The sequence below is a fragment of the Yoonia maricola genome, assembly GCF_002797915.1.
Classification (GTDB): domain Bacteria; phylum Pseudomonadota; class Alphaproteobacteria; order Rhodobacterales; family Rhodobacteraceae; genus Yoonia; species Yoonia maricola.
Genome location: NZ_PGTY01000002.1, coordinates 284,445 through 297,480 on the forward strand (window position 1 = coordinate 284,445; position 13,036 = coordinate 297,480).

At 57.1% G+C, this 13,036-nt stretch carries 13 protein-coding genes; 9 read left to right on the forward strand and 4 right to left on the reverse strand.

What is annotated here, in order from left to right; genetic code table 11:
* The first annotated feature begins 164 nt into the window (after positions 1-164).
* Together BC777_RS11615 and nagA are read left to right on the forward strand one after the other, a co-directional pair.
* Positions 165-1,031, forward strand: coding sequence for a glucosamine kinase nucleotide-binding domain-containing protein (locus BC777_RS11615; RefSeq protein WP_100368351.1), 867 nt, complete (start codon positions 165-167; stop codon positions 1,029-1,031).
* 33 nt (positions 1,032-1,064) lie between these two features.
* Positions 1,065-2,195, forward strand: a complete 1,131-nt coding sequence (gene nagA, locus BC777_RS11620; RefSeq protein ID WP_100368352.1) for an N-acetylglucosamine-6-phosphate deacetylase — start codon at positions 1,065-1,067, stop codon at positions 2,193-2,195.
* Positions 2,196-2,197: 2 nt separating this feature from the next.
* On the opposite strand, the gene BC777_RS11625 is transcribed toward nagA, so the two are convergent.
* Positions 2,198-2,980, reverse strand: a complete 783-nt coding sequence (locus tag BC777_RS11625) for an ion transporter (RefSeq protein WP_100368353.1) — start codon at positions 2,978-2,980, stop codon at positions 2,198-2,200.
* 136 nt (positions 2,981-3,116) lie between these two features.
* On the opposite strand from BC777_RS11625, the gene BC777_RS11630 reads away from it, so the two are divergent.
* A complete protein-coding gene (locus BC777_RS11630) occupies positions 3,117-3,773 on the forward strand; it encodes an androgen-induced gene 1 family protein (RefSeq protein ID WP_245834322.1) in 657 nt (218 codons plus the stop codon).
* Here BC777_RS11630 and BC777_RS11635 read toward each other — a convergent pair.
* Positions 3,739-4,599: an SDR family oxidoreductase gene (locus tag BC777_RS11635; protein WP_100368829.1), complete on the reverse strand. Its 861-nt coding sequence runs from the start codon at positions 4,597-4,599 to the stop codon at positions 3,739-3,741. The two genes, BC777_RS11630 and BC777_RS11635, sit on opposite strands and share 35 nt — an antisense overlap.
* Before the next feature lie 233 nt (positions 4,600-4,832).
* Here BC777_RS11635 and araD point away from each other — a divergent pair, with 233 nt between their 5' ends.
* From araD to preA, 4 genes are all read left to right on the forward strand, one after another.
* Positions 4,833-6,590: an L-arabinonate dehydratase gene (gene araD, locus BC777_RS11640; protein ID WP_100368354.1), complete on the forward strand. Its 1,758-nt coding sequence runs from the start codon at positions 4,833-4,835 to the stop codon at positions 6,588-6,590.
* A complete protein-coding gene (locus tag BC777_RS11645) occupies positions 6,590-7,498 on the forward strand; it encodes a Gfo/Idh/MocA family protein (RefSeq protein ID WP_100368355.1) in 909 nt (302 codons plus the stop codon). The genes araD and BC777_RS11645 overlap by 1 nt, the downstream gene beginning before the upstream one ends.
* Before the next feature lie 163 nt (positions 7,499-7,661).
* Positions 7,662-8,990: an NAD(P)-dependent oxidoreductase gene (locus BC777_RS11650; RefSeq protein ID WP_100368356.1), complete on the forward strand. Its 1,329-nt coding sequence runs from the start codon at positions 7,662-7,664 to the stop codon at positions 8,988-8,990.
* A gap of 39 nt (positions 8,991-9,029) precedes the next feature.
* Positions 9,030-10,334, forward strand: coding sequence for an NAD-dependent dihydropyrimidine dehydrogenase subunit PreA (preA, locus tag BC777_RS11655; protein WP_100368357.1), 1,305 nt, complete (start codon positions 9,030-9,032; stop codon positions 10,332-10,334).
* 66 nt (positions 10,335-10,400) lie between these two features.
* On the opposite strand, the gene BC777_RS11660 is transcribed toward preA, so the two are convergent.
* The gene (locus BC777_RS11660) at positions 10,401-10,646 is read right to left on the reverse strand and encodes a hypothetical protein (RefSeq protein ID WP_211095373.1); all 246 of its coding nucleotides are present in this window, start codon (positions 10,644-10,646) and stop codon (positions 10,401-10,403) included.
* Positions 10,647-10,679: 33 nt separating this feature from the next.
* Positions 10,680-11,282, reverse strand: a complete 603-nt coding sequence (locus BC777_RS11665; RefSeq protein WP_100368358.1) for a TetR family transcriptional regulator C-terminal domain-containing protein — start codon at positions 11,280-11,282, stop codon at positions 10,680-10,682.
* 176 nt (positions 11,283-11,458) lie between these two features.
* Between BC777_RS11665 and BC777_RS11670 the strand changes: the two genes are divergently transcribed.
* A complete protein-coding gene (locus tag BC777_RS11670) occupies positions 11,459-12,709 on the forward strand; it encodes a Zn-dependent hydrolase (RefSeq protein ID WP_100368831.1) in 1,251 nt (416 codons plus the stop codon).
* A complete protein-coding gene (locus BC777_RS11675; protein ID WP_100368359.1) occupies positions 12,706-13,029 on the forward strand; it encodes a hypothetical protein in 324 nt (107 codons plus the stop codon). Before BC777_RS11670 ends, BC777_RS11675 begins: the two co-directional genes overlap by 4 nt.
* Positions 13,030-13,036: the final 7 nt, after the last annotated feature.

Below are 13,036 nucleotides of genomic sequence, written 5' to 3' on the forward strand. Positions count from 1 at the left end.
GATACCGCCGGTGCCTGCGGCAAGCCTGTCTAATACTGGATAGGCACGCGAGCACTAACTTTTCCCCCGCCATCCTATGTGATGGCGGGGTTTTTTCTTTGCGGTTGGAAACGGGGCCGTTTCAGGTGCAAAGTTCCGGTAAATCTTAGAGGCACGCGCAGCATATGAAACCTGTGGACTACATTCTTGGCATTGACGGCGGTGGGACCGGTTGCCGTCTATCCGTTTGCGATCGTGAAGGGCGCCAGCTTGCGCTCGTGACGGGCGGACCTGCGAATTTTACGACTGATCCTGATGTGGCCATCCAGAACATCTTGCAGACTATGAAAGACGCCAAATCCCGGTTCCCGAAAGGTAAGTTAGACCTTGCGAGTTGCGCGGCCCACATCGGGCTGGCGGGCATCATGCAAAAGTCAGATGCAGATACCGTCGCTGCAGCGCTGCCATTTGCCGACCTCACTGTTACTGATGATCGTACCACGTCAGTTGCAGGTGCACTCGGCAGTGCAGACGGTGTTGTGGTTTCTGTCGGCACCGGCTCTTTTGTCGCGGCACAAAGAAGCGGGTCACAGTGTTTTCTGGGTGGCTGGGGCCTTGCGCTGGGCGATCAGGCCTCTGGCGCATGGCTGGGCTTGGAGGCCCTGCGCCGCGCGGTTTTGGCTTATGAAGGGCTTGCGGCGAAAACTGATTTGACGGAGCAGTTGATGCTGGACTACGGCGGCACGCCGCTGGGTGTGCTGACATTTACCGAAGCGGCACAACCCGCCGATTTTGCGGCTATCGCGCCGGGCGTGATTGCGGCGGCGCGGAGCGGCGACCAACATGGGCTGGACCTGATGCACGAAGGGGCGCGATACCTGATGTTGTGTCTGCAAGAGATGAAGATTGCGAAAGCCGACATGGTCTGCCTGACCGGAGGGATCGGCCCGCATTATGCGGCCTACCTTGACCCAGAGGTAACGTCCCGCATCCAACCGCCGAAAGGGACTGCCTTGGATGGAGCTGTTCATCTGGCTCAGCAACTGCTGTAAGTTGAAACAGGCAATGAAAGTGACAAGCACACCATGACCAAGCGCGCGCTGACCGAAGCGAGGGTTTTTGACGGATCGCAGATGCACGGTGATGCCGGGTTGCTTTTGAACGGTGACGTATTTGCAGGCATAGTGCCGGTTCAATCTGTCCCGTCCGAATACGTTATCACTCAGGTCAAGGGCGGAACCATTCTGCCCGGTTTTGTCGATCTGCAAGTCAACGGTGGCGGCGGTTTCATGTTCAACGATGACCCATCCGTCGCCATGCTGCGGACGATCGCAACGGCGCATGCGCGTACCGGTACCCGCGCGCTTTTGCCGACGCTGATCACCGATACGCCAGACTGCCTGCGCGCCGGGGTTGATGCGGTTGAACAGGCCATCCGCGCGGGCGTGCCGGGTATCATCGGTATTCACTTGGAAGGTCCGCATCTTTCGGTCGCCAAGAAAGGTGCGCATGATCCCGACCTCATCCGTCCGATGGAAGATACGGATGAGGCGTTTCTTTTGGATGCTGCTGCGCGCTTGCCAAATGTGATGGTAACCGTCGCTCCCGAAAGCGTCACACCTGAACAAATTAAGCGGTTGGCAGAAGCAGAAATCATCGTGTCGCTCGGTCATACCGATTGCACATATGCCGAAGCACGCGCTGCATTTGCCGCTGGTGCGCGGTGCGTCACGCATTTGTTCAATGCCATGAGCCAGATGAGTGCACGCGAACCGGGGCTCGTTGGTGCGGCGTTGGACGCGGCGGGGGTCAGAGCTGGGCTCATTGCCGACAATATCCATGTTCATGCGAGCACCATGCGGTCGGCGCTTTCCGCCAAGCGGGAACAGGACGGGATTTTTCTGGTCACGGATGCCATGGCCACTGCTGGGTCTGATATCACGGAATTCACCTTGAATGGGCGTAATGTCCACCGACTTGGCGGGCGGTTGATGCTAGAGGATGGCACCTTGGCAGGGGCCGATCTGGATTTTGCCTCGGCCATAAGGACGCTTGTGAACTATGTTGAGGTTTCCCCTGCAGATGCTTTGGGCATGGCCACATCAATTCCAGCTAAGGTCTTGCGCACCTCTGGCAATCTAGGTTGCTTTGTTCAGGGCAAACCGGCCAATGCTATTCATCTAAGCGACGGGTTTGAATACCTCGGCACGCCCTAGCGCTACCCTGCCTTGCTGTCCCGATCCAGACGCGCCTCAATGGCTTCAAGCTTCTTCATCACCTCATCGCGGTAAGCATCGGTGGCGGCGTTGCCTTCTTCCGCATGCGCGTCTTGCATAGAGTTGACGATGAGACCGACCAACAGGTTCACCACCGCAAAGGTCGTCACCATGATGAACGGCACGAAGAATGCCCATGCGTAGGGGTAGACCTCCATCACCGGGCGGACGATGCCCATCGACCAGCTTTCCAGCGTCATGATCTGGAACAGGGAATAGCCCGAGCGGCCCAAGGTGCCGAACCATTCTGGGAAAGATGTGCCGAACAACTTGGTCGCCATGACGGCTGCGATGTAGAACACGATCCCCATCAGCAGGAACACTGATCCCATGCCGGGCAGGGCGGTGACGAACCCTTCGACGACGCGACGCAAGGATGGCACCACTGAGATCACGCGCAAGACCCGCAGGATGCGCAGGGCGCGCAAGACCGAAAGCCCACCGTTGCCGGGCACAAGTGAGACGCCGACAATAATGAAATCAAAAATGTTCCAGCCGTTGCGGAAGAATTGCAGGCGCTGGGCAAAGAACTTTGCCAGCAGCTCAACCACGAAAATCGCGAGGCAGATATTATCGAGCAACGCAATCAACGCCCCGGCGGAGGCCATGATCGTTTGTGACGTCTCCATCCCCAGAATAATCGCATTGAAGATGATCACACCGACGATGAAATTGCGCACCCACGCGCTATCAAGTAAATCAGCGGTTTTTTGGCGAAGCGTCATGTGGTGAGCCTTTGATCGACAGCGTCCCTGATATGGGTTGTTTGCAACATTTGAGCAAGAGCGGGTTGCGACGCGAGGTTATGCTGGACGGATATTCCCGTGCCTGCGCATGTTTAGCCTAAAAGGTGAGCTTTAAATGTCGATGAACCCCCGTTTGATTTTCCGCTGGATCGCCTTTCTTTTGGCTGGTGGGTATTGCATCCACACCCTGATTTTCGGCGGGTGGGACGCATTCGGCGGCCCGTTCCGGTTTTTGACCATTTGGGGATTGTTTTGCGCATTCTTCGCATTCAGCCGGTTGATGGCACTTGAGGAAGAGCGTTCCACGCGTCGTTGGGATGGATTTATCAGCATGGCGGCTGTGCTCAATGCGATGGTTCTGATCCTGTATTGGCGGATTTTTTATGCAGATTCGGTCTTGGTCACCGGCGATGGTGGGTTCAGCGAGTATCACATCGAAATATATCGGCACGGAGTTGGCCCTGCGTTGGTAATTATTGATGCGGTGTTCATCCACCGCAGCTTTACCAGACTGGGCGCGGCTGGGGCATGGTTAATCGGGGTCATTGGGGCCTATATCGCCTTTGCGGAATTGCTGTGGCAGCCGCTGAACGACGACCCGTCTGGAAGCGTGACCAGCGGGATACCTTATCGTTTCCTGAATGATTTGGAATTTGCTGACCGTGCGGTGTTTTATGCCGTTAACTTTGGCACAGCACTCGTGCTGTTGGTGGTTTTCGCAGGCATCGCTTGGGGGATTAGGCGCCAATTTCCTGCGCCAGTAACGCCTTAAGTCCTGATTTATAGTCCGGGTAGAGCAACTCCACCCCCAACTCATCCTTGATCCGGTCGTTACGCACTTTTTTGCTTTCAGCATAAAAGCTGCGCGCCATCGGGGTCATGTCGGCAGTTTCGAAATCCACCGCCTCGGGGATGGGCAGACCAAGCAGTTCGGCGGCATATGCGATCACATCTTCGGGCGGGGCCGGATCATTGTCGCAGACGTTATACGCCGCGCCAGGGTTTGGTTTATGAATGGACGCGGCAAGGACACGCGCAATGTCTGCAACATGGGTGCGGCTGAACACCTGTCCCTTTTTGATGATCCGCCGGGCTGTGCCATTGCGTACTTTGGAAAACGGGCCGCGGCCGGGGCCATAGATGCCTGCAAGGCGGAAGATATGCAGCGGTAGGCCGGGGATGGCGGCCCATGCGGCCTCTGCTTTAACCCGTGCGATGCCGCGTTTGGTGGCGGGAGTGAGGGCGGTGTTTTCATCCACCCAGCCACCGTCGTGATCGCCGTAAACGCCTGTAGTTGACAGATAGCCGACCCATGCGAACTGCGCCGCGCGCTGGGCAATCTCATCGCGCAATTCCGCCAGGACTGGATCACCGGCATCACCGGGTGCCGCCGAAATCAGCAGATGTGTGGCAGCATTGAGCGCCGGGATCATATCTGCGCCTGGCCAGATGCGCGGCTCGATCCCTTCGTTCATCAGCCGTGGGGCTTTGTCTTCAGATCGCGTCGTACCGATGATGCGCCAATCCTGCGGCAGTAGGATACGAGACAGGGCGCGGGCGCTATAACCGTGGCCAAAGGAAAGCAGTGTCTTTGTCATGGTCGTCTTGGTGGCGGAACCTGTGTGCGGACGCAAGTGCTTGCGCGCACCGTTGGTATGGGTTGCCTGTGATGGACGATTGATTTGACATGGAAAGACGGGGGCTGCTGGCAAATCGACCCGTTCGCCCCAATCGGTCGTATTTCGTGGCTGGGTATGCACGCCGGCTTCTTGGATTTACCTGTAACGCGCGCTATTGATGACCCAACAACCCCACTAAAGGAAATCTGAACATGGCATTCAAGCCCGCCAAGTGGCCCCGGAAACTGCGGTCTCAGGAATGGTTCGGAGGGTCGTCAAAGGACGCGATCTATCATCGGTCATGGATAAAGAACCAAGGTTTGCCTGCAGATTTGCTTGATGGGCGACCCGTCATCGGGATTTGCAATACGTGGTCGGAACTGACCCCTTGCAATGCGCATCTTCGTGATCTGGCAGAGAAGGTGAAATTCGGGGTCTACGAAGCGGGTGGTTTCCCGGTCGAGTTCCCCGTTTTCTCGCCTGCCGAAAGCAGCCTGCGCCCCACTGCGATGATGTATCGCAACCTCTGCGCGATGGACGTAGAGGAGGCCATTCGCGGCATGTCGATGGATGGTGTCGTGTTGTTGGCGGGGTGTGACAAGACGACCCCGGCGCTCTTGATGGGTGCTGCGTCGGTCGATCTGCCATCCATTGTGGTGTCCGGTGGCCCGATGCTGAATGGCCACTTCCGGGGTGAACGTGTCGGCTCTGGCACGCACCTGTGGAAATTCTCCGAGGCTGTGCGCGCAGGCGAAATGACCGCCGAGGAATTTGTCGAGGCAGAGGCTTCGATGTCCCGATCTCCCGGTTCCTGCAACACGATGGGCACGGCCAGTACAATGGCATCCATGGCCGAGGCACTGGGCATGGCGCTGTCAGGCAATGCCGCGATCCCCGCTGTTGACAGTCGTAGACGGGTGATGGCGCATCTAACGGGGCGACGTATCGTTGATATGGTGAAGGATGATCTGAAACCCTCTGACGTGATGACGAAAGAGGCGTTCGAGAATGCGATCCGTACCAATGCCGCAATTGGCGGTTCCACCAATGCGGTGATCCACCTGCTTGCGATGGCGGGCCGCATCAAAGGGGTTGAGCTATCGCTGGATGATTGGGACCGGCTGGGGCGCGATGTGCCAACAATCGTCAACCTGATGCCTTCGGGCAAATACCTGATGGAAGAGTTCTTCTATGCCGGTGGCCTGCCTGTCGTGATCAAGCGGTTGGGCGAGGCGGGGTTGCTGCACAAGGACGCGCTTACCGTATCGGGTGGGTCCATGTGGGATGAAGTCAAACACGTCAAGAACTGGAACGAGGACGTTATCCTGCCGGTGGAAAAGGCGCTGACCCAATCGGGCGGTATCGCCGTGCTGTGCGGCAATCTCGCCCCCGGTGGTGCGGTGATCAAACCCTCCGCTGCGTCGCCAGAGCTGATGCAGCATACAGGGCGCGCAGTCGTGTTCGAAGACATCGATGACTACAAAGCGCGGATCAACGACGACGATCTCGACATTGATGAAACTTGCGTCATGGTCCTGAAAAACTGCGGCCCGCGCGGTTATCCCGGCATGGCGGAGGTCGGGAACATGGGGCTGCCACCTAAAATCCTCAAGAAAGGGATCACTGACATGGTGCGTATTTCTGATGCGCGGATGTCAGGTACCGCCTTTGGCACTGTTGTGCTGCACACCTCGCCCGAGGCTGCCATTGGCGGACCTCTTGCCGTGGTGCAAGACGGGGATATCATCGTGTTGGACGTGGCAGGGCGCCGTATTCACCTTGATATCACCGACGAAGAACTCGCCTCTCGGATGGCTGCCTGGACAGCCGAAAAGTCAGGCGCAAACCCACGGCCAGAGAGCGGCTATGCCATGCTCTATCATGATCGGGTGATGGGGGCTGATACAGGCGCTGACTTCGACTTTCTCGTCGGGCATCGCGGCAATGCGGTTGGCAAAGAAGCCCACTGATGACAGCGATTTGTCTGGTGGGGATCGGCAAGATTGCTGTCGATCAGCATGTGCCTGCCATAGCCGCCAGTGATCACTGGGATCTTGCCGCCACAGTCAGCCGCGCAGGGACGGTTCATGGCGTTTCTGCCTATACCGATTTCGATCAAATGCTGGATGAACGGCCGGACATCCCGGTTATTTCTCTCTGCCTGCCCCCCGTCCCACGCTACGACTATGCGGCAAAGGCTATCGCTGCCGGTCGCCATGTGATGCTGGAAAAGCCACCCGGTGCCACGCTGGCCGAGGTCGATGCCTTGGATAACATGGCGCAAGCGGCAGGTGTGACGCTCTATACCACTTGGCACAGCCGGATGGCCAAAGGGGTCGCCCCTGCAAAGGCATGGCTCGCCGACAAGCAGATCACGGGCGCGCATATCAATTGGAAAGAAGATGTGCGGCGCTGGCACCCAAACCAGGAATGGGTCTTCGCGCCCGGTGGTATGGGTGTGTTCGACCCCGGCTCAAACGCGCTGTCCATCATCACTGAAATCCTACCGATACCAATTCACCTATGTTCAGCCGATCTGCATGTCCCGGAAAATCGCGACACGCCGATTGCGGCACAACTGAAATGGACCGAAAACGTCACGGGTGACTTTGATTGGCGGCAGGAAGGTCCGCAAAGCTGGGACATCACAGTTGAAACGAGCGCAGGCCCATTGCTGCTCCACGATGGCGGCGACCGCCTGATTATTGGTGGCAAAGAAATCGCCGCAGGCAACAGCCGTGAATATCCGGCACTCTATGACCGGATGGCCGAATTGGTCAAAACGCGTGCATCAGAGGTCGATGTTTCACCTATGATCCACGTTGCAGACGCGATGACACTGGGCAAACGGATGATCACCGCGCCTTTCGATTTCTAGGCTAACGCCCTGACTTTCTTCGTCTAATCAAACTTCCGCCGGAGGCATCCCGCCTGCAAAACCGGACACTGTGGCAGCGTTCATAAATCGCCAAAAATTTACCATTTGATAAAAAATAAAACTGTGGCAGGCTGGTGATAAGAAGCCACGACAGGATGAACTCATGTCCAGCCCCATGACCCCCGGCATTGCCGCCGCGCGTTTGCCACAAGAAACGCTTGCCGAAAACTTTGACGATCTGCACGCGGCCTTTGCCCCGCACGAGGCCGCAGTTGCCGCAGACCGCTGCTATTTCTGCCACGACGCACCCTGCGTGACCGCTTGCCCGACAGACATCGACATTCCCTTGTTCATCCGACAGATCAGCACGGGTACGCCAGAGGCCGCGGCAAAAACGATCTTTGACCAGAATATCCTTGGCGGCATGTGCGCGCGGGTCTGTCCGACGGAAGACCTCTGCGAACAGGCCTGCGTGCGCGAATTGGCCGAAGGAAAACCGGTCGAGATCGGGCGTTTGCAGCGCCATGCAACTGATACGCTGATGGCCAAACAGCGCCACCCCTATGATCGCGCGCCTGTGACCGGCAAGAAAGTTGCTGTTGTCGGTGCTGGCCCGGCTGGACTGGCTTGCGCGCACCGATTGGCAATGCACGGCCACGATGTAACAATCTACGATGCAGAGGCGAAAGCGGGCGGTCTGAATGAATTCGGGATTGCCGCCTATAAATCCACCGATGATTTCGCCGCGCGCGAGGTGGATTGGTTGCTGGGGATTGGTGGGATCGAGATCAAGCCAGGCATGCGCCTTGGGGATGAACTCACTATGGAATCCCTCACCCACTGCTTTGATGCGGTCTTCCTTGGGGTTGGCCTTGGTGGCGTAAACGCGCTGCGCAGTGAGGGCGAAGACAAGGACGGCGTGCGCGATGCAGTCGATTTCATCAAAGACCTGCGGCAAACCGGTGATCTTGCGGCACTCCCCGTTGGACGCGATGTGGTTGTCATCGGCGGCGGCATGACTGCCGTAGACGCAGCCGTGCAATCCAAACTGCTAGGCGCGCAAAACGTCACGATCGCTTATCGACGAGGGCGAGATGCGATGGGCGCAAGCCGTTACGAACAAGATCTCGCCACATCAAAGGGTGTGCGCCTGATGTTCAACGCGCAACCGGTTGCCATCCACGGGAACGGTGCGGTGCGCGAGATTGAGTTGGAGTACACCACTGACGGTGGCAGTGGCCTGAAAGGCACGGGCGAAACCGTGCGCCTCGCCGCAGATCAAGTCTTCAAAGCGATTGGACAGACGCTGACCACCGATGGTGGTCTGGAGTTGGAAGGGCGCAAGATTGCTGTGACAACGACAGGACGCACCAGTCGCGCTGGCGTCTGGGCGGGTGGTGATTGCGCCAGTGGCGGCGATGATCTGACCGTAACGGCCGTGGCTGAAGGGCGCGATGCGGCGATGGATATTCATACCTTTTTGATGGGGTAAGGTGGATCATGATCCACCTTACACGCAGGAGAGCACGACATGGCTGATCTGACGACTGACTTCCTTGGGATCAAATCCCCCAACCCTTTCTGGCTGGCCTCTGCCCCGCCAACGGACAAGGAATACAACGTCCGCCGTGCGTTCGAAGCAGGCTGGGGCGGTGTTGTCTGGAAAACACTTGGGTCCGAGGGCCCTCCGGTCGTGAACGTCAACGGCCCCCGCTACGGTGCCATTTATGGCGCTGACCGGCGCTTGTTGGGACTGAATAATATTGAACTGATCACTGACCGCCCGCTTGAGACCAACCTCGCAGAAATTACCCGCGTGAAGGCCGACTACCCCGATCGCGCGATGATCGTATCGATCATGGTGCCTTGTGAAGAACAGGCATGGAAAGACATTCTTCCCCGTATCGCCGCCACCGGCGCAGATGGGATCGAGCTGAACTTTGGCTGCCCGCATGGAATGTCAGAACGGGGGATGGGCGCGGCTGTCGGGCAAGTGCCGGAATATATCGAAATGGTGACGCGCTGGTGCAAGCAATACTACGACAAGCCGGTCATTGTAAAACTGACGCCGAACATCACCGACGTGCGCAAGCCTGCGGCCGCAGCGATGCGCGGTGGTGCTGATGCGGTGAGCTTGATCAACACGATCAATTCGATCACGTCGGTCAACCTCGATACCATGTCGCCTGAGCCGTCGATTGACGGCAAAGGATCTCACGGCGGCTATTGCGGCCCCGCCGTCAAACCGATCGCCATGTCAATGGTGTCAGAAATTGCACGCAACCCGGAAACGCATGGTTTGCCGATCAGCGGTATCGGTGGGATCACGACATGGCGCGACGCGGCTGAGTTTATCAGCCTTGGGGCCGGCAATGTGCAGGTCTGCACTGCGGCCATGACTTATGGCTTCAAGATCGTGCAAGAGATGGTCAGCGGTCTGTCACAATGGATGGATGAGAAAGGGTATACTTCGGTTGAAGAGGTCGTTGGCCGTGCCGTGCCGAATGTGACAGATTGGCAGTATCTGAACCTCAACTATGTGGCGAAGGCCAAGATCAATCAGGATGACTGTATCAAATGCGGACGTTGCTATGCGGCTTGCGAGGATACCAGCCACCAGGCCATTGCGATGTCGGAAGACCGGACCTTCACCGTGATTGATGAGGAATGCGTGGCCTGCAATCTTTGCGTCGATGTCTGCCCGGTCGAAGACTGCATCACGATGGAGGCCATGGCGCCGGGAGAGATTGATCCACGCACAGGCAAGGTGGTCGAAAAAGAATATGCCAACTGGACCACGCATCCGAATAATCCGGGTGCTGTCGCGGCTGAGTAAGAGCAAGAATTTTTGTCAAAAATTCTTGGGACCTAGGCAATAATCTTCGTACGAAGATTATTGCATTCACGTGTGAACGATCATCTCGCCAGCGTTGCAAATGATGATGAACTGGCCGCCGCATTCAACCAAATGAAAGCCTCGGCGGCTCACTTCTGAGACGAAAGCGGGACGCCCGATTTCGCGCTCAACATCGCGAACAGCGCGTCGGACAATGCCACCTGTCCGTGCCGCTTTGGCATCAAAGATACGGGCGCACCAACTTGGATTTGCATTGGGGTGTCGGACGGTCGCGGCATGAACAATCTGCATGCATCTTCGTTCCACGTTTTGGTGAACAAATAATTAAGGTTGCAATAGCTTTTCATAAAGCGCGTCAAGGAAAACGCTCGCCCCGTCATATGGCGCTTTATCACCCAACACCGCCCGCACCTGCACATCGAAATCTGCATAGTGTTGCGTGAGCGCCCAGATCGAAAAGATGAGGTGATGGGGGTCGACGTCAGCGATCCTGCCATCATCCGCCCATGCTTTGATAATCTGTGCCTTCTTATCGACCAGCGCTTTGAGGTCAGTCCTCAGGATATCTTCAATCCGTGGCGCCCCTTGCAATATTTCATTGGCCCACAGGCGGCTTTCACGCGGATAGTCCCGGCTCAACGCCAGCTTGCGTTGGGCATAGCCCATGATCTCTGCAATGGGATCACCTGCACCATCGAGTGCTTTTAACGGGTCCAGCCAGGTCTCAAGCAGCCGTTCCAGAAGGGCCGCATGGATCGCCTCTTTCGAGGCGAAGTAGTAAAGCAGATTGGGCTTTGATAGACCCGCTGCCTCTGCAATCTGATCCAAAGTTGCACCGCGAAATCCGTATTGTGAAAACACGTCAAGGCCGGCAGATAAAATCGCGGCGCGATTGCGTTGCTGGATGCGGGTAGGCGGTTTGGTCATGACGGTCCTTTGCTCAAAATACGGGCGGAAATTTGGGCAAAAGCACCCGTCACTGCCAACTCTCTTCGCATCTGCCTGTAATCCGTGCGGAGAACTTGACTGGTGCTTTCCCTCTGTTAGCGTTGTTTTGACCAGTTGGTCAAATGCAAGCACACATGCAAGCGAAGGAGCCCGCCATGGCCGCCCCCGGAGAGAACCTGCGTATCAATGGTGAAAGGCTGTGGGACAGCTTGATGGATATGGCGCAAGTCGGCCCCGGTATTGCGGGCGGCAACAACCGCCAGACGCTGACGGATGAGGATGCGCAGGGTCGTTCGCTTTTTGCGCAATGGTGCATCGCTGCGGGGTGTACCATGGGGCTTGATGAAATCGGCAACATGTTCGCCCGGCGCGAAGGGACCGACCCTGACGCATTGCCGGTTTATGTTGGCTCGCACCTCGATACGCAGCCAACAGGTGGCAAATACGATGGCGTTTTGGGCGTTTTGGGTGGGCTGGAAATTATTCGCACGCTCAACGACCTCGATATCAAAACCAAACACCCGATTGTCGTGACAAATTGGACCAACGAAGAAGGTACACGCTACGCGCCTGCGATGCTCGCCTCTGGTGTGTTTGCGGGCAAGCATACGCTGGACTGGGCCAATGATCGTGTTGATGCCGATGGCAAGCGTTTTGGTGATGAACTGGAACGGATCGGCTGGAAGGGCGAGGAAAAGGTCGGTGATCGCAAGATGCATGCGTTCTTTGAACTCCACATCGAACAAGGGCCGATTTTGGAGGCGGAAGGCAAGGACATTGGCGTGGTCACCCATGGTCAAGGCCTGCGGTGGATCGAATGCACGGTGACGGGCAAGGAAAGCCACACCGGATCAACGCCCATGCATATGCGCAAGAACGCGGGCCGTGGTTTGGCGCTGGTGACGGAGTTGGTGCATGAGATTGCGATGAAGAACCAACCGAATGCCGTCGGTGCCATCGGGCATATCGACGTCTATCCCAACAGTCGCAATATCATCCCCGGCAAGGTTGTCTTTACTGTCGATATGCGGACGCATTTGCTGGATAAGCTGAACGGTATGGTGGCGGAATTCAACGAGCGCGCGCCGAAACTATGCGAAGATATCGGCGTGGAATTTTCCTGCGAGATCGTCGGCCAATTCGACCCACCCGCCTTTGACCAAGGCTGCGTGACAGCCGTACGCAATGCGGCCGAACGGTTGGGCTATAGCCACATGGATATTGTGTCAGGTGCCGGGCATGATGCCTGCTGGATCAATGATATCTATCCGACAGCGATGGTGATGTGCCCTTGCGTGGACGGGCTAAGCCACAACGAGGCGGAAGAGATTTCGCCGGAGTGGGCGGCGGCTGGCACGGATGTGCTGTTTCACGCGGTCGTCGAGACAGCGGAGATTGTGGGGTGAGTTGGCAGAAGTTCAAGAGCGGTGGCGATCCGATCTATTTGATGCAAAAGCGTGGCGAAGACTGTGAGCTGTTTCGCCTGAGTCGTGTGATCCATCACTCGAAGCAGTTTGGGGACAGCGTCAAGTTCTCGGTCAGGTACAATAATCGTTGGCAACCGCTGCACAGCGCAGAGCAGCTTGGACCGACATTCAAGGATAATAAGGGAAAAAGCAGGCGGGTTCGCTTGGACGGCCGTTTCTGGAAAGATACTGATCAGCCTCGCCCCTTCATTTGCGACTGGGAAGAGGCCGGACATTTCTACGAAGTATTCGGCTATTAGGGAGACA

Coding starts and splice junctions, on each gene's coding strand:
- BC777_RS11615 (WP_100368351.1), top strand. CDS start 165: ATGAAACCTGTGGACTACATTCTTGGCATTGACGGCGGTGGGACCGGT.
- nagA (WP_100368352.1), top strand. CDS start 1,065: ATGACCAAGCGCGCGCTGACCGAAGCGAGGGTTTTTGACGGATCGCAG.
- BC777_RS11625 (WP_100368353.1), bottom strand. CDS start 2,980: ATGACGCTTCGCCAAAAAACCGCTGATTTACTTGATAGCGCGTGGGTG.
- BC777_RS11630 (WP_245834322.1), top strand. CDS start 3,117: ATGTCGATGAACCCCCGTTTGATTTTCCGCTGGATCGCCTTTCTTTTG.
- BC777_RS11635 (WP_100368829.1), bottom strand. CDS start 4,599: ATGACAAAGACACTGCTTTCCTTTGGCCACGGTTATAGCGCCCGCGCC.
- araD (WP_100368354.1), top strand. CDS start 4,833: ATGGCATTCAAGCCCGCCAAGTGGCCCCGGAAACTGCGGTCTCAGGAA.
- BC777_RS11645 (WP_100368355.1), top strand. CDS start 6,590: ATGACAGCGATTTGTCTGGTGGGGATCGGCAAGATTGCTGTCGATCAG.
- BC777_RS11650 (WP_100368356.1), top strand. CDS start 7,662: ATGTCCAGCCCCATGACCCCCGGCATTGCCGCCGCGCGTTTGCCACAA.
- preA (WP_100368357.1), top strand. CDS start 9,030: ATGGCTGATCTGACGACTGACTTCCTTGGGATCAAATCCCCCAACCCT.
- BC777_RS11660 (WP_211095373.1), bottom strand. CDS start 10,646: ATGCAGATTGTTCATGCCGCGACCGTCCGACACCCCAATGCAAATCCA.
- BC777_RS11665 (WP_100368358.1), bottom strand. CDS start 11,282: ATGACCAAACCGCCTACCCGCATCCAGCAACGCAATCGCGCCGCGATT.
- BC777_RS11670 (WP_100368831.1), top strand. CDS start 11,459: ATGGCCGCCCCCGGAGAGAACCTGCGTATCAATGGTGAAAGGCTGTGG.